This is a genomic window from Afifella sp. YEN Y35 (genome assembly GCF_047553465.1).
GTDB lineage: Bacteria > Pseudomonadota > Alphaproteobacteria > Rhizobiales > Afifellaceae > Afifella > Afifella aestuarii.
Genome location: NZ_CP180203.1, coordinates 3,751,395 through 3,767,175 on the forward strand (window position 1 = coordinate 3,751,395; position 15,781 = coordinate 3,767,175).

The window sequence follows — 15,781 nt, forward strand, 5'->3', positions numbered from 1 at the left end:
GACTCATGGTCGAGCTACGACCCTGGGTTTATATATCCTCTTCGGTTGCAGCAGGCAGGGTCCGCGCGGTCGTGAGAATTGCCGTGGTGTCGGTGTCTCAAGTTCGTCGTGTCTCGTCCGTCGGACATCTTAAAAAATATAGTTTGGGATTTGCTGCCTGCATAATGAAACAAAAATCGTTTATCTTGTTGTCTGCGAGAATTGATTAGCCAAAGGATCATCTGCGTATGCAGCAGAGAAAGCTTGGGCGCTATTCCGTATCGGCCGTTGGTCTTGGCTGTATGAGCATTTCGCACGCCTACGGGACGCCGTTGGCGCGCGCGGATGCTGAACGTCTCCTCAATCAAGCCCTGGAGTGTGGATATAGTCTCCTGGACACCGCGGTGATCTACGGATACGGGGCCAATGAATCGCTGATCGGCGAGGCTCTCAATGGCCGGCGAGACGAGTTTGTGCTCGCCAGCAAATGCGGCATCTTCCGTGCCGAAGACGGGACTCGTGTAATCGACAATCGTCCCGAGAGGCTGAAGCGCGCTTGCGAAGACAGCCTGAAGCGCCTCCAGACGGATGTCATCGATCTCTATTATTTGCACCGTTGGGACAAGGTGGTGCCGATTGAAGAGAGTGTGGGCGCGCTCTCGGAGCTCGTCCAGGAAGGGAAGATCAAGGCGATCGGTCTGTCCGAAGTCTCGGTGCCCACTCTGGTGCGCGCGCATGCGGTGCATCCGATTTCTGCGGTTCAAAGCGAGTATTCGCTTTTCACCCGCAACCCGGAAATCGCCATGCTGGCAGCCTGCCGACAACTCGACATTACGTTTATTGCCTTTTCGCCTCTCGCGCGCGGCCTTTTGAGCGGCCAGCTGTGCGATCCTGCGAAACTTAAGCCCGGGGATTTGCGCCGCAACATGCCGAGATTCCAGGGGGCCAATTTCGTCGCCAATATGCAGCTCATCGACGGTCTCAAGGAGATTGCCGACGACGCCGGCTGCACGATGGCGCAGGTGGCTCTGGCGTGGCTTCTCGCCAAGGGCGACGACATCATCCCGATCCCGGGCACGACCTCGAGGGCGCATCTTCGGGAGAATGCCGAGGCGGGCGATATCGTCCTGCCTGCCGGAGCGCTTCCACGCCTCGATGCCCTGATCAACGAGAAGACCGTGCGCGGTGCGCGTTACAGCGCCGCCGTCCAAAGTGAGATCGACACCGAGGAATTCGGCGTCTCATGTGGAGCGCCCTGAGGCCGCCGGATAATTGCGTGTGGAGGCTGGCGGAAGAGTTCCTCGCACGTGCGGTCTTCGGAGGGCGTGTGTGTTTCCTCGTTCGGTGGCGGCCGTGCTTCGGCGGCCGAGGCGGCGCAAACGAAACCGCTGCGTGACGCGGACGGCCAAGTCCAACGTCCTCATTCCAGGCACAAAGGGAAAGCCGGAGCCGCCGTGGCGCTCTCGGCCGTCATGCTTCGGGGGCAGGAGGGCAGGGATCCTATGTACCGGCTGCGCTTATGGTCCGTGCGCCATTCCAGGGGTCTGGAGCGGCTCTACAAGTGGGTCGAGGGCACGATGGTGGCACTTGACCCGCTCTTCTCTCGGCTCGGTTACGACCGCGTCGAGCGTCCGATCGCCTTCGTCGAGCGCAACGTGAAAGGCCTCCTCTTCGATTGCGAGATGTGCGGTCAGTGCGTGTTGTCGTCGACAGGCATGTCCTGCCCGATGAACTGCCCCAAGCAGCTTCGAAATGGCCCCTGCGGCGGCGTCAGGCCCGGGGGCTTTTGCGAGGTGCGGCCATGGATGCGTTGCGTCTGGGTGGACGCCTGGAGCGGGGCGCAGACAATGCGCAACGGGGCTTGGATCGAAGAGGTCCTGCCGCCGGTCGATCGCAGTCTCAAAGGCTCGTCCTCCTGGCTTCGCGTGGCGCGCGAGAAAGCGGCTGCACGGCGGGCCGCGCCGGTGCGAAGCAGGGCGCGCGCCATCGTCGCCCGCGCCTTTTCCGGCGCCAGGCGCAATGAGCCCGCCTCCGCACCTCTTGCCGAGGAGCCGTCGAGCGCCGTCAATCAGGAGGCGCAGCGGTGAGCGGGTCGAGCGAATTCACCCATCCATTCCAGGCTTACGAGGCGCCGCCGCCTGGGCATTCCTCCGGAAGCCGGTTGGAGCGGGTCCTGCGACAAGGCCGTTTTGCCGTGACGGCCGAATTGAACCCGCCGGATTCCGCCAATGCGGAGGATGTGTTCGAGGCGGCCCGGCCTCTTGCGGAGGTCGTCGATGCCATCAACGCGACCGATGCGTCCGGCGCCAATTGTCATATGTCGTCGATCGGCATCTGCTCGCTTCTGACCCGGGCCGGCTATGGCACGATCTATCAGATCTCCTGCCGGGATCGGAACCGGATCGCCATCCAGGGCGATGTCCTCGGGGCTGCGGCGATGGGGGTCAAGAATGTCCTCTGCCTGACCGGGGACGGCGTCGGGGTGGGGGATCAGCCCGGGGCGAAGCCGGTTTTCGACCTCGATTCCATCTCGCTCTTGCGGGCGCTCAAAACGATGCGGGATGAGGGGGCTTTTTTGTCGGGTCGCAAGATCAGCAGCCCGCCGCATCTCTTCCTAGGAGCGGCGGAAAACCCCTGCGTGCCGCCGCTCGAATGGCGCCCGGAGCGGCTGCGCAAAAAGATCGAGGCCGGGGCGGAATATATCCAGACCAACTATATCTTCGACATGCCGGTCTTCGAGGCCTTCATGGCGCGTGTGCGCGATCTCGGTCTCGACAAGAAGGTGTTCATCCTCGCTGGCGTCGGTCCGCTTGCTTCCGCGAAAGCGGCGCGCTGGATGCGCTCCAACGTCCCTGGCATCCATATCCCTGATCATGTCATCGAGCGCCTGGAGAAGGCCGAGAAGCCCGGCGAAGAGGGCAAGCGTCTGGCGATCGAGCTCATTCAGCAGATCCGGGAGATCAAGGGTGTCGCCGGGGTGCATGTCATGGCCTATCGCCGCGAACATCAGGTTTCCGAGATTATTCTGGAATCCGGCGTTCTGAAGGGGCGGAGACCCGAAGGGTCGAGGCGGGCAAGGACAATCCCCGGCTCCAGGTCAGGCCGAGAGACGGGAGAAGAAGGGTCCGCGGCCTCGATGGAGGCACGGCCATCTGACGACGGGGCGCGCTGAAAGCCTGCAACGGCCCGGGGCATCGCTCTGTCGACTGCGGCCGTTCCGAATACGAAACGGGCGCAGTCTTGCGACTGCGCCCGTTATCTTGTCGCCGCGCGCCCTTCAGGCGAGCGTGATGCGATTGTCTTCCGTCAGCGCCGTGCGCAGCTTCTCCAAGGCACGGCTTTCGATCTGGCGCACGCGCTCTTTGGAAATGCCGAGTTCCTGACCCAACGCTTCGAGCGTCGCACCGTCTTCTTCGAGACGGCGTCGGCGGACGATCTTCAATTCGCGCTCGTTCAGCACACTCAAGGCCGAATAGAGCCAGCCCGACCAGCGCTCTGAATCGATATAGTTGCCCACCGTCTCGTCCTGGAGAGGGGCGTCCGAGGCGATGAAATCCTGCCGATCGGCGCTGGATCCGTCGGATTCGATGATCGGCGCGTTGAGGGAGGTATCCGGGCCGGAAAGCCTGGAATCCATCAAGGCGACATCGTTGGTGGACACGCCGATCGCCTGCGCTATCTCGTTGTACATCTCCGGTGCATTGATCATCTCGGAGCCGCGGGAGAGGCGAGCTCTGAGACGTCGGAGATTGAAAAAGAGCGATTTCTGCGCCGACGAGGTTCCGCCGCGCACGATCGACCAGTTGCGCAGGATGTGATCCTGAATGGAGGCGCGGATCCACCATGTCGCGTAGGTGGAAAAGCGCACTTCCCGTTCGGGCTCAAAGCGAGCCGCGGCCTCCAGGAGCCCGACATGGCCTTCCTGGATGAGATCGTTCATGGACAGCCCGAAATGCCGGAAGCGTGCTGCGATCGAAATGACCAATCGCATATGGGCCGAGGTGAGGCGATGCAGTGCCTGCTGGTCCCGTTTTTCCTTCCACGCGACCGCGAGTTCGCGCTCTTCGTCCCGTTCAAGATAGGGGGCCTTCATGGCCGCCCGGACTATCTGGCGTCGTGAGTTGCTGGAATCGTTCATGCCAACCTTCCCGCCTGTGTGAAACTCTGCCCGTCTGCGTCCCTTCCCTGTAACACTTCTAAACACCGTTTTGTTTCCGCTGAAACAGAAAAACCCGACCTGCCGGTCGGGTTCCCTGTTCACAAAAGCGTTTTTGGCCCTAAATGGGCCACGCCCCGGATTTAAGCGGCTTCTTCGCGCGCCTCATCCTCTTCCTGAGCGCGCTTGCGCTTGGGGCTCGCCTCGATCATTTTTTCGATCTTGCGCTGCGCTTCCGTCTCGGAGGTCTTCTCCACGGCGGCCACTTCGCGCGCCATCCGATCGATCGCCGCTTCGTAGAGCTGGCGCTCGGAATAGGACGGCTCCGGCTGCGCCTCGGAGCGATAGAGATCGCGAACGACCTCCGAAATGGCGATGAGGTCGCCGGAATTGATCTTGGCTTCGTATTCCTGCGCGCGGCGGCTCCACATGGTGCGCTTGACGCGGGCGCGTCCGCAGACCGTGTCCAGGGCCTTGGCGACGGTCGGTTCGTCAGCAAGCTTGCGCATGCCGACAGAAGCCGCCTTGGCGACAGGGACGCGCAACGTCATCTTATCCTTGTCGAAGTCGATGACGAACAATTCGAGGCTCATTCCGGCAACTTCCTGCGTCTCCACATCGACGATGCGGCCGACGCCGTGGGCCGGATAAACAATGCTCTCGTTCGTACGAAAACCCTGACGCTTCAACGTCTTCTTTGTTGTCATACGCGTGCGACTCCTGAGTTCGGAAAAGGCAGCTTCGCCGGGGGCGTGGTGCCGAGGGCGCTTTAGTCTGCGCGGGGGACCTTTCTGACGACACAGGGCTGACGACACAAAGTTTACCGCTGCCTCTGGCAGCGGCTATCATCCTGTCGTTATTCCATGCCGGAATTATGAGATCGGAACACGAGCACGTCCGATCTTCCGAACATAGTTCAAAAGGGCGTAGAAATCAAGGATTTGTTGCACGCGCACGGCAAACGTGCGCGGGGGCGGGGTGCCTCCGCGCCGTCAGGTGCAGAATTGGGCGGCCGGCTTAGTCGCCTTCACCGGCTTCCGGCGAGAAGTACTTCTCGAGCTTGTTTTCCTCGCCATCGTGTTCCTTGGAGTCGGGCAAAGGATCACGCTTCATGGTGAGGTTCGGCCATTTCTCCGCGTATTCGGCGTTGAGCGTCAGCCACTTCTCCAACCCCGGCTCGGTATCGGGGCGGATCGCATCGGCCGGGCATTCCGGCTCGCACACACCGCAATCGATGCATTCGTCAGGGTGGATGACGAGCATCGTCTCGCCTTCGTAAAAACAGTCGACCGGGCACACCTCGACGCAATCGGTATATTTGCACCGGATGCAATTGTCGGTCACGACGTAGGTCATTCTCTACTCCGCGTCAGCGCTTGCGTTCGGGGCCTAATGGCTTTTCGGCAAGGGTGCAAGGGTGTGCGGCCAACCCAGACATGCAGCCGCAGGCGCTTTAATAATGAGCGTGCCCGGAGAGTTAGCAGCGCCCGTCAGTTCCGCCGCTTCATCGCAATGAGCGCTCGCCGTTCGCGCGGGCTCGGGCGGTGCTGGGGTGCGGGCGGAGGCGCATCGTCGGGCGCTGGGGCCGTTTGACCGGAGGAGGTCTCAACGCTCGCGCCGACGTCGCGGTAAAGCGTCGTCGCGACCGAAAAAGAGCCGCGGCGCTCGCTGAAGCCAAGCGCTTCCACGACCTTCACACCGCCGGGCAGAGCGAGGGTGAGAACGTCGCCGATGCGCACCAGACGGCTCGCCTGATCGACCTTCTGCCGGTTGATGCGTACATGCCCGTCGCTGATGAATTTCTGCGCGGCGGAGCGTGTCCGCACGAAGCGCGCGTGCCAGAGCCAGCGGTCGAGCCGCTGCGCCTCTGTCGTGCCCGCTTCGTCCGCCGACGCTTTCGCCAATCGCGCTCCCTTTCGGCCTTTCCGGCCCCCCTACTTGTCGGAGGAGCCGAGCTTCTCCTTCAGAGCGGCAAGGGCCGCGAACGGGCTGTCGGGATCAGCCCGCTTTTCCCGTTCCTGCCTCTGGGGACGCTGGGGCGGACGCTTGGGCAGCCCCTGCTCGCCGCGGTGGCGGAACTTGCCCTTTTTGTGCTGCGGTTTGGACGGGGCCGGGCCGTGCGGGGCCGCCGCCGCTTCCCCGCCCTCGGTTGCAGGCTTCTGGGCGCCGCCGCGGCCTGTGGCTCGGCGCGGAGAGCGCTTCGCTTTGCTGGGCCGACGCTCCTCGCGCCGGGGCATGCCGCCATAGCGCCAGATCTCCAAAAAGGCCGGCTCGGCCTTTTCTTCGGTCTCGGGCTGTTCTTCGGCCACGGGCTGTGCCTCGCCTGTCCCCTCGGAGGAAGCGTCCGCATTCGTGGCATCGGTTGTTTCCGCGAGTTGCTCCGCTGTGGGTTCCGTCTCGGGCGCAGGTGCTGCGTCTTCCGGTGCGAGCGGGCTCGCCGCGCCTTCGCCGGCGACCATGCCGGCGTCAGATCCTGCCCCGGTTGCGACTTCGCTCCCCTCCAGGGGCGTTTCTTCGTGGGGGGCTTCTGCGACTTCGGCGCTTTCTATGTGCGCGGCTACCTCTGCATCGGTGGCTGCGACGGGCGCTTCGGTTTCTGCCGCCTCGGCGGTCGCGGCCACGTCCGGGCCGTCCGCTGCTGCGGCGGCTTCCGCTTTTTGCACCGCCTCTTCCGTCGCAGGCGTCTGCGGCAAGGGGCGCCGCTCGACGCGGTAGCCGAGGCCGTTCAGGATGACACCCATATCTTCGCCCGAGGCGCCGAGGAGAGACGTCATCGCGGACGTGACGGTGAAACCGCCGCCTTCCTCGATCGCGCCTGCGGGCGGTTCGATCTCACGGCCAGGCCGCCAGGTGAGGGCGGGACGGATGAGATCGGCCAGTCGCTCGAGAATATCGATGCGCACGGCGCGACGCCCGAAGATGCGGTAGCCGAACCGGTGGTAAATGGCCGGATCGATCTCTGGGTCGACGTTGACGGAGGTGCGGCCGGAAGCCGAGACGGAGGCCACCTCGGCGATGCTGTCGCGGTCGTCGCGGCCTTTGTGCAGAGCTTCGAGCTCCGCCAGCAGAGTTGCCGGCGCCGGCTTCAGCAGCATCGGCAGATAAATATGGTAGGCGCCGAAGCGGACGCCGTGGCGCCTCAGACCGGCACGGGCGTCCTGGTCGAGCGAGCGGACTTCTTCGAGCACGTCGCGGCGGTCCAGAATGCCGAGCTTTTCCTTCAGCTGATAGGCGATGCCGCGGGCCAGACCGGAGAGACTCTCATCGGCTTCCAGTTCGAGAAGCGGTTTCAGATGCGTGCCGATCTGATTGGACAACCAGACGGTCAGCCGCGCCTCGACTTTCTCGCGGCTTGGGCCCGTGAGCTGCTCGTCAGCAAGGAGCAGGATCCGCGGCTTCAAAGGTTCGGCTTCGGCAATCAAACGCGCCACGGGTTCGCCGTGCCAGCGGATGATCGCGCCGGACGTCAGCAAGAATCCCGCATCGTCTGAACGGGACAGACGCTCAGCCCGCTCGGCGACCGCCGTGCCCAGCGCCTTTGCTGCCGCTGTGCGAACCGTTTTTGCATCCGACCCCTCCGCCTTGGCGTCGGGTGTGAAGCGAAAGCCGATCAGCGTGCCGACATGCTCGCCCTCCACCAGCACGTCGCCCCCCGGGGTGATCTCGGCCTCAAGCATTGTATTCTCCTTCAACCGGCGCATCAGAACGCTAGTTCGCCGATCGACAAAGCGTTTTGTAAGCCTGTCGTGAAGTGCGTCAGATAGCCTATCCTCAACGCGCTTCGTCTCTTCGCGCCAATAAGTCGGGTCGGCAAGCCAGTCCGGCTGATTGGCCACAAAGGTCCACGTACGAATTTCTGCGATGCGCGCCGACAATGTGTCGATGTCGCCATCGGTGCGGTCGGCTCGCTTCACCTGCGGCGCAAGCCAGTCGGGTGGAACAGAGCCTTTGTCCATAAGAAAAGTGAAGATCGAACCGATCAGTCCGGCATGCTGAGCAGGCGCAATGCGTCGATAATCAGGCAGCCGGCAGATATCCCACAAACGCTCCACGGCCTTCGGGTGCGTCAGTCGGTCGGTGATGTCGTCATCGCGCACCAGAAGCTCGAGCGCGACCTGGTCGGCCGCTGGCGGCGATTTCGTCAAAAAAGGATGCTTCGGTGCCTGTTCCAGCGAGGCGCGCAGGGCTTCGTGGGACGAGAAATCGAGCCGGTCGTTGCGCCATTGCAGCACCCGAACCCCTTCGAAACGGTGGCTTTCCAGCGCTTCCACCAGGGGCGGCTCGAAGGGAGAGACCGTCCCCGTCACGCCGAACGTCCCGTCGCGCATGTAACGCCCGGCGCGCCCGGCGATCTGGCCGAGTTCGGCGGCCGTCAGGGGGCGGTGCTGGTATCCGTCGAACTTGCGGGCCGATGCGAAGGCGACATGATCGACGTCGAGATTGAGGCCCATGCCGATCGCGTCGGTGGCGACCAGAAAATCGACATCGCCTGATTGATAGAGCTCCACCTGACGATTGCGCGTGCGTGGCGAAAGGGCGCCGAGAACGGCTGCCGCACCGCCGCGCTGGCGGCGCATCAGCTCGCCGATCGCATAGACCTCGTCGGCCGAGAAGGCGACGATCGCGGAGCGTTCCGGCAGGCGTGTCAGCTTCTTCTGCCCGGCATAAGCGAGGACCGACATGCGCGGGCGTGTGACGATATGCGCGCCCGGCAGAAGGCCTTCGATGACGCCGCGCATCGTCGATGCGCCCAGCAGCAAGGTTTCCTGGCTGCCGCGCAGCGACAGGATTCGGTCGGTGAAGACGTGGCCGCGTTCGAGATCGGCGGCGAGCTGAATCTCGTCGATGGCCGCAAAGGCGGCATCCGTGTTGCGCGGCATCGCCTCTACGGTGGAGACCCAATAACGCGGTTCCGCCGGGACGATTTTTTCCTCGCCGGTGACGAGGGCCACCTTGTCGGCGCCGGCGCGCTGCGCGACGCGGCTATAGACCTCTCGCGCCAGAAGCCTGAGCGGCAGGCCGATGATGCCGGTCTCGTGACCGAGCATGCGCTCGATGGCGAGATGCGTCTTGCCGGTATTGGTGGGGCCGAGCACCGCTGTGACGTTGCGGGCGCTCCACTGCCGTGGATTGTCGGATGTCACATTCATCAGGCGATGGCGAAAACCGTTGGGACGAGTTCGAATGCGCGAGCGCGGCTTGACTTAATGGTTCCGGCCCGACTCGAACGACTCTTGAACAAAAGCGGATCGAATCGACGACTCGTCCGGATTCAGGATTCGTTCCACGGGCTCGACCTTGAAGCTCACAAGCGTGTTAGCGAGAGCAGGTGACATATGCGGTCGGGGCCTTGAAACAAGGTTAGCAAAAAGCAAACGCCCGCCCGCCGCAGGACGGCAGCTGGTTCAAGCATAGGCCGTTTTGACGAACGAATCGCCGACGAATCGGCAGGTTCAACAAGTTCAACTTCCGTTCTCTCCACATATGGGGGGTAGCGTCCGCAGAGCGCAAGATCTGCGGGCCACCGTGCGGCCATGCGCCCTCAATGATCAAGGGGGCAAAGGCGCTTCTTAACGATTTCGTCTCAAAACGGGACATTCACCGCACATTGAGGCGGTCGGCCGTGGCTGTGAGAACGCCCAATTCCGTTCGCACCCGCATCTTTACGGGGATCGCAAGTCCCACCGTCTCGATCGGCGCGAGCCAGACTTCCATATCCTTGTTTGCCGCCATGAAGCGCTCGCTCTTCTTGTGCGCGCGGTGGCCGGCGATGGGAACATAGCGAACGGCACAGACGACGACCGGGCCGGAATAGCTCTTGCTGCCGCCGTTGTAACGCTCCGTGCGCGCAAAGCGCATCGTGATATCGAAGCGCTTGTTGTTCTCGAAGACCGGCGTTCGTTCTTCGCACAGGTCCTTTCCGCGGCGGCCGGCGATCGGCATCACGAGCGCGCTCAAAGGATCGATGACACCTGTCTTGTGCTCCGGTTTCACCGGCACGCGATCGGCATATTCTTTGGGAGGCTTGTCGGCTTTGAAACGAAGATCGCTCACACGACCATTGGCGAAGGAGAGCGACAAATCCTCAGCCTTTCCATCCTCCACCCAATGGCGATGATAGCTCTGCGCCTCTGGGGCATCCGTGAGGGTGCCGGTGGCTTCGGCATTGACGCGCGCATCGGAGAAAAGCCGGCTGAAGCCGGTTGCCTTCGCGTATCCTTCCGCATGATAGCTGCGTTTGTCGACGCTCAGACTGGCCTTCACCTTGCCGACCGGGACACCCATGAGAGAGGCGCCGTAGCGCACCGTCAGTGTGGTCGCGGCAGCCGGTGGGGCGGAAAGTGCCGCACCCCCCAGCATGGTGAGGACTGTGACCATCGGCAGGAAGAAAGCGCTTCGAGTGTGCGGATGCCGCATTGGCGGAAGCTCCATTTTGGTGGCGGGGCACCCTTGTCTTCTGCCTAAGGACGAAAGCCGGCCTTTTTCGGGCCCATCTTGTGGGTGTATGCCAGCCCCACTGCGGCTGATCACTTGACCCTTGCGGCCACACTCCTTATAGGAGCGCTTTCGAAAAACCGGGCTTGAAGTGCCGTCCCGGCTGCGTCATGCGCAGGACGGTCCGCCCTCCAGATCAGATCATGAGGTTCTCCATGGCGCGCCGTTGCGAGCTGACCGGCAAGGCCGTCCTGACCGGCAACAATGTGAGCCACGCCAACAACAAATCCCGGCGTCGGTTCCTTCCCAATCTGTGCAATGTGTCGCTGATGAGCGATGCGCTCGGGCGCGCTGTGCGGATGCGCATCTCTGCCGCCGCTCTGCGCAGTGTGGAGCATCGTGGCGGGCTCGACGCTTTCCTTCTCAAGGCGCAGGCCGACGAGCTGTCGCCGAAGGCGAAGCTTCTGAAGCGCGAGATCGCCAAGAAGGCGGCCAGCGCCGACGCGGCTGCGGCCTGATTTGACGGCCATCTTCCCGACGCACCGGAGACGCGGTTTTCTGACCGCGGTCGCCGCCATGGCTGCGGTCGTGGTGGCGTCGAACATTCTCGTTCAGTACCCGGTGCAGGGGCATATCGGCGGTTACAACCTGGCCGATCTTCTGACGTGGGGCGCGTTCACCTATCCGCTCGCGTTCCTCGTCAATGATATGACCAACCGCACCTTCGGGCCGCAGGCGGCCCGTCGGGTCGTGTTCGTCGGTTTCCTTCTCGCCGTTATCGTTTCCACCGTTCTTGCCACGCCGCGGATCGCGGTCGCCTCGGGCTCGGCTTTTCTCGCCGCTCAGATGATGGATGTCGGTATCTTTCATCGCCTGCGGGCCGGGCGCTGGTGGCGCGCGCCTGTGGTGTCGAGCCTTATCGGCTCCGCCCTCGATACGGTGATCTTCTTTTCGCTCGCCTTCGCCGCGGTCTTCGGGATTCTCGGTGCAAACGATGCGTTCGCGATCGAGACGGCGCCCCTCTTCGGCGCCATTCCTCTGATCGAGGTGCCGCGCTGGGTGTCCTGGGCGCTCGGCGATTTTTCCGTGAAGCTTCTGATTGCGGCTCTGGCGCTCGTTCCCTACGGTTTCCTCATCCGTCTGGTGACGCCGTGGCAGCCGCACACCGGTATCGCGCGCGGGTGACACGGATCGCGCCGGGGCTCTGGCAGGGGGCGGATCAAGCGGGCGAGGCCCGCTTTTTTTGTCTCTGGCGTTTTCGAAGCTCTGAGCCGCGTTACGCGGCGCGATTGCGGCGCATTCGCGGGGGCCGCGTGACGCCGGGAATGTCCGCTTCAAACAGCTCCGCGAGCTTTTCCGTCATGGCGCCGGCAAGCTCCTCTGCATCCACGATCGTGACGGCACGCTTGTAGTAGCGCGTCACGTCGTGGCCGATGCCGATCGCCATAAGCTCAACCGGTGAGCGGTTCTCGATCTCGTCGATGACGTGGCGCAGATGCTTTTCGAGGTAATTGCCGGAATTGACCGAGAGCGTGGAATCGTCGACCGGCGCGCCGTCGGAAATCACCATCATGATGCGCCGCTGTTCCGACCTTGCCAGAAGCCGCTGATGCGCCCAATCGAGCGCCTCGCCGTCGATATTCTCCTTCAACAGCCCTTCGCGCATCATCAGCCCGAGATTGCGCCTTGAGCGCCGCCAGGGCGCGTCGGCGCTTTTGTAGATGATGTGGCGGAGATCGTTGAGACGGCCGGGATGCGGCGGCTTGCCGGCGCGCAGCCATTCCTCGCGCGCCTGACCACCTTTCCATGCCCTCGTCGTAAAGCCCAGGATCTCCACACTGACACCGCAGCGTTCGAGCGTGCGGGCGAGAACGTCGGCACAGATCGCGGCAACCGTAATCGGGCGCCCGCGCATGGAGCCGGAATTGTCGAGAAGCAAAGTCACCACGGTGTCGCGAAATTCCGTGTCGCGCTCCTGCTTGAAAGACAGAGAGGCGAACGGATCTGTGACGACGCGCGACAGCCTTGCGGGATCGAGCACGCCTTCTTCCAGATCGAAGTCCCAGGCGCGGTTTTGCTGCGCCAGAAGCCGCCGTTGCAGCCGATTGGCGAGGCGTGCAACGGCGCCCGCCAGGCTCACCAGCTGCTTGTCGAGATAAGAGCGCAAACGATCGAGTTCTTCGGGCGGGCAGAGATCCTGCGCGGCCACCACCTCGTCGTGTTTTGAGGTGTAGACGTTGTAATCGCTGACCGGGGTGTTCTGACCGTAGAAGTCCGGCCGTCGTCCATCGGCAAAGGGGTCGGTCTCGGCCGAATCCTCAGCCTCCAGAAACTCTTCGGTCGTCTGCTCGGTGCGCTCGCTCTCGGAGACCTCGTCGTCGTCCTCGCCGGAAGCTTCCGTCTCTTGCGGCTCGGCGGAGGCGTCGTTGTCGTCGTCGGCTTCGCCGCGCGCCCCTTCGCTCGTGTCGGAGGTCTCGTCGCTGTCGTCTCCGCCGTCATCCTCCTCGCTCTCGCCGTCCTGACCCGCTTCGCTGCCCATGTCGAGGGAAGCGAGCAGATCGCGGAGTGCGCGGGCAAAGGCATTCTGGTCGGAAATCGATTGCGACAGCCGGTCGAGTTCGGCGCTGGACCGCTCCTCGATGAAGTCGCGCCACAGCTCGACGACCTTTTCCGCGCTTTTCGGCGGCGCCTGGCCGGTGAGCCGCTCGCGCATCAGCAGAGCGAGCGCATCTTCCAGTGGCGCGTCGGCGCGATCGCGGATCTCTTCATACTGGCCGCGGTGGTATTTGTCCTCGAGCATCGCGGAGAGGTTTTCACGCACGCCCGTCATGCGCCGCGCGCCGATCGCCTCGCAGCGGGCCTGTTCCACGGCATCGAAGATTGCTCGCGCCTGCTCACCTTGCGGCGCAAAGCGACGGTGCATTTTGTCGTCATGGCAGGCGAGGCGAAGCGCCATGGCATCGCCAAGCCCTCGGGTGATGGCGATGTCGTTGGCGCTCATGCGCCGGGCGGGCTCCGGCAGGCGCACGCGGTGGCCGAGAAGCTGCGGCCGATCGGACGCGAAGACGACCTCGAGTTCGCGGTCGCCGGCCACCGCCTTCACACAGGACGACAGAGCCCGCTTGAACGGGTCTGTCGGAGTTTCCTTGTTGCGTCCGCTCATGCCGTGTGCCGCGCCTCAGCTCAGAACCAGGTTGGCTGCCGATTCCGGCAGCTCCTTGCCGAAGCAGCGCTGATAGAATTCGGCCACAAGCGGCTGCTCGAGCTCATCGCATTTGTTGAGGAAGGTGACGCGGAAGGCGAAGCCCAAATCTGAGAAGATCTCGGCATTCTCCGCCCAGGTGATCACCGTCCGCGGGCTCATGACCGTCGACAGATCGCCGTTGACGAAGGCGTTGCGGGTCATATCCGCGACACGCACCATCCGGCTTGCCTGGTCGCGGCCTTCCGGATTGCGCAGATGCGCAACCTTCGAGAGAACGATGTCGACCTCGTTGTCGTGCGGCAGATAATTGAGCGTGGTGACGATCGACCAGCGGTCCATCTGACCCTGATTGATCTGTTGCGTGCCGTGATAAAGGCCCGACGTGTCGCCAAGCCCGACCGTGTTGGCGGTCGCAAAAAGACGGAACGCCGGATGTGGGCGGATGACCCGGTTCTGGTCGAGAAGCGTCAGACGACCGGAAACCTCCAGCACGCGCTGAATGACGAACATCACGTCCGGCCGGCCTGCATCGTATTCATCGAAGACGAGGGCGGTGTTGGTCTGGATCGCCCAGGGCAGGATGCCGTCACGAAATTCGGTCACCTGCATGCCGTCGCGCACGACGATCGCGTCCTTGCCGACGAGATCGATGCGGCTGATGTGGCTGTCGAGATTGACGCGCACGCACGGCCAGTTGAGGCGCGCTGCGACCTGCTCGATATGCGTCGACTTGCCGGTACCGTGATAGCCCGTGACCATCACACGGCGGTTATGGGCAAACCCCGCAAGGATCGCCAAGGTCGTCTCGCGGTCAAAAAGATAATCCTCGTCGAGATCGGGGACGTGCGGATCACCCTGCGAAAAGGCCGGCACTTCGAGGTCTGAATCGATGCCGAAGACCTGCCTGACCGACACCTTCATATCGGGGACGGCGGGGGTGTTCTCGACGGCTTCCTGCATGACAAATTCCTTCTTTCGGCGCCGTATGCGCCGGCTCTTTTCACGGCGTCAGAGAACCCTGATCTAGCAGAAACCGACGCTCTTCAAATAGCTGTAGGCCTGGATAATTTCCCGGAGTTTCTCCTCCAGAGAACGGTCGCCGCCATTGGCGTCGGGGTGATGGCGCTTCACGAGCGTCTTGTACCGGGCCTTTACTTCGTCGGGGCCAGCGGTCTCGTCAAGGCCCAGAGTCGCCAGCGACTTCCTCTCCATGTTGCGCACGGTGCGGCGGGTCGGCTCTTCGGACGGGCGGCTTCTGAAGCCCTCGCCGAAAAGATGGAACGGGTCGTCGGTCTTGCCGGTAAAGCCGTATTTGGCGCGTCCTCCGGGCCGTGGGCCCTCATCTGAGCGCGCGTTGGAGCCCATCCGCCAGGTCGGCCTGTGGCCGATGATCGATTCCTTCTGAAAGGATTGGACGTCGGTGTCGTCGAGCCCGGCGAAATAATTGTACGATTTGTTGTAGGCGCGCACGTGCTCCAGGCAGAACCAAAAATACTCGCCTTCTGCGTCGCGTCCCTTGGGTGCGCGATGCGTCGCGGGCGCATTGCAGCCTTCGGCTTTGCAGACGCGCGTCGCCCTTTCTTCCTGCTTGGGCTTCTTCGTTCCCTTGCGGGTTCTAATCTTGTCGAACAGGTCCGATTCAAGCTTCATGGAATCAATATGCCCGCCCCGGCGGGCCCTCTCAAGCCGTACCTCAACGCCAATCAGACAGAACCGGAGGAACGATGAGCGTTCGTGAAAAAATGGAAGACAAACTTAATGGTGCCCTTTCCCCCGAGGAGCTGACCATTACCGATGAATCGCATCTTCATGCCGGTCATGGTGGCGCGCATCCTGAGGGTGAGAGCCACTTCCGCATCCATATTGTGTCTGCGGCCTTCGAAGGGAAGAGCCGCGTTGAACGCCATCGCATGATCAATGAGATCCTGGCTGAAGAGCTGAAGGCCAGAGTGCACGCGCTGGCCGTAAGGGCGTATGCGCCGGGCGAAGGCCGGTAGGCGGCCGGC

Annotated in this window: 14 protein-coding genes and 1 pseudogene; 6 read left to right on the forward strand and 9 right to left on the reverse strand. The window is 63.0% G+C overall.

Going from position 1 to position 15,781, the window contains the following annotated elements; translation table 11 throughout:
• Positions 1–227: 227 nt before the first annotated feature.
• The 3 genes and pseudogenes from ACK8CP_RS17770 to ACK8CP_RS17780 all read left to right on the forward strand — a co-directional run bounded on the left by ACK8CP_RS17770 (position 228) and on the right by ACK8CP_RS17780 (position 3,151).
• Positions 228–1,238: an aldo/keto reductase gene (locus tag ACK8CP_RS17770; protein WP_414832704.1), complete on the forward strand. Its 1,011-nt coding sequence runs from the start codon at positions 228–230 to the stop codon at positions 1,236–1,238.
• Positions 1,239–1,433: 195 nt separating this feature from the next.
• A pseudogene (locus ACK8CP_RS17775) lies at positions 1,434–1,940 on the forward strand (methylenetetrahydrofolate reductase C-terminal domain-containing protein); the annotation flags it as partial.
• Between the two features lie 122 nt (positions 1,941–2,062).
• Positions 2,063–3,151, forward strand: coding sequence for a methylenetetrahydrofolate reductase (locus tag ACK8CP_RS17780; RefSeq protein ID WP_414832705.1), 1,089 nt, complete (start codon positions 2,063–2,065; stop codon positions 3,149–3,151).
• Positions 3,152–3,256: 105 nt separating this feature from the next.
• On the opposite strand, the gene ACK8CP_RS17785 is transcribed toward ACK8CP_RS17780, so the two are convergent.
• The 6 genes from ACK8CP_RS17785 to ACK8CP_RS17810 form a co-directional block, all read right to left on the reverse strand.
• The gene (locus tag ACK8CP_RS17785) at positions 3,257–4,117 is read right to left on the reverse strand and encodes an RNA polymerase factor sigma-32 (RefSeq protein WP_128290888.1); all 861 of its coding nucleotides are present in this window, start codon (positions 4,115–4,117) and stop codon (positions 3,257–3,259) included.
• Between the two features lie 161 nt (positions 4,118–4,278).
• A complete protein-coding gene (locus tag ACK8CP_RS17790) occupies positions 4,279–4,842 on the reverse strand; it encodes a CarD family transcriptional regulator (protein WP_128290889.1) in 564 nt (187 codons plus the stop codon).
• 310 nt (positions 4,843–5,152) lie between these two features.
• On the reverse strand, positions 5,153–5,491 hold the full coding sequence (gene fdxA, locus ACK8CP_RS17795) for a ferredoxin FdxA (RefSeq protein ID WP_092814553.1): 339 nt from the start codon (positions 5,489–5,491) through the stop codon (positions 5,153–5,155).
• 134 nt (positions 5,492–5,625) lie between these two features.
• Complete coding sequence (locus ACK8CP_RS17800) at positions 5,626–6,039, reverse strand: RNA-binding S4 domain-containing protein (RefSeq protein WP_414832706.1); 414 nt, start codon at positions 6,037–6,039, stop codon at positions 5,626–5,628.
• 30 nt (positions 6,040–6,069) lie between these two features.
• Positions 6,070–9,285 carry a helicase-related protein gene (locus ACK8CP_RS17805; RefSeq protein WP_414832707.1) on the reverse strand — a complete coding sequence of 1,072 codons (3,216 nt, stop codon included), beginning with the start codon at positions 9,283–9,285 and terminating at the stop codon, positions 6,070–6,072.
• A gap of 448 nt (positions 9,286–9,733) precedes the next feature.
• The gene (locus ACK8CP_RS17810) at positions 9,734–10,552 is read right to left on the reverse strand and encodes a DUF3108 domain-containing protein (RefSeq protein ID WP_414832708.1); all 819 of its coding nucleotides are present in this window, start codon (positions 10,550–10,552) and stop codon (positions 9,734–9,736) included.
• Positions 10,553–10,785: 233 nt separating this feature from the next.
• Here ACK8CP_RS17810 and rpmB point away from each other — a divergent pair, with 233 nt between their 5' ends.
• On the forward strand, positions 10,786–11,088 hold the full coding sequence (gene rpmB / locus ACK8CP_RS17815; protein WP_092814541.1) for a 50S ribosomal protein L28: 303 nt from the start codon (positions 10,786–10,788) through the stop codon (positions 11,086–11,088).
• A 58-nt stretch (positions 11,089–11,146) separates the two neighbouring features.
• Positions 11,147–11,755, forward strand: coding sequence for a VUT family protein (locus ACK8CP_RS17820; RefSeq protein ID WP_414832709.1), 609 nt, complete (start codon positions 11,147–11,149; stop codon positions 11,753–11,755).
• Positions 11,756–11,846: 91 nt separating this feature from the next.
• On the opposite strand, the gene cobT is transcribed toward ACK8CP_RS17820, so the two are convergent.
• The 3 genes from cobT to ACK8CP_RS17835 all read right to left on the reverse strand — a co-directional run bounded on the left by cobT (position 11,847) and on the right by ACK8CP_RS17835 (position 15,425).
• Positions 11,847–13,733, reverse strand: coding sequence for a cobaltochelatase subunit CobT (gene cobT / locus ACK8CP_RS17825; protein ID WP_414832710.1), 1,887 nt, complete (start codon positions 13,731–13,733; stop codon positions 11,847–11,849).
• A 15-nt stretch (positions 13,734–13,748) separates the two neighbouring features.
• Positions 13,749–14,735 (reverse strand): cobaltochelatase subunit CobS, encoded by a 987-nt coding sequence (gene cobS, locus ACK8CP_RS17830; RefSeq protein WP_234629155.1) that lies wholly within the window; start codon positions 14,733–14,735, stop codon positions 13,749–13,751.
• A 63-nt stretch (positions 14,736–14,798) separates the two neighbouring features.
• Positions 14,799–15,425: a J domain-containing protein gene (locus ACK8CP_RS17835; protein ID WP_414832711.1), complete on the reverse strand. Its 627-nt coding sequence runs from the start codon at positions 15,423–15,425 to the stop codon at positions 14,799–14,801.
• 74 nt (positions 15,426–15,499) lie between these two features.
• Between ACK8CP_RS17835 and ACK8CP_RS17840 the strand changes: the two genes are divergently transcribed.
• Complete coding sequence (locus ACK8CP_RS17840; RefSeq protein ID WP_234629153.1) at positions 15,500–15,772, forward strand: BolA family protein; 273 nt, start codon at positions 15,500–15,502, stop codon at positions 15,770–15,772.
• Positions 15,773–15,781 lie beyond the last annotated feature (9 nt).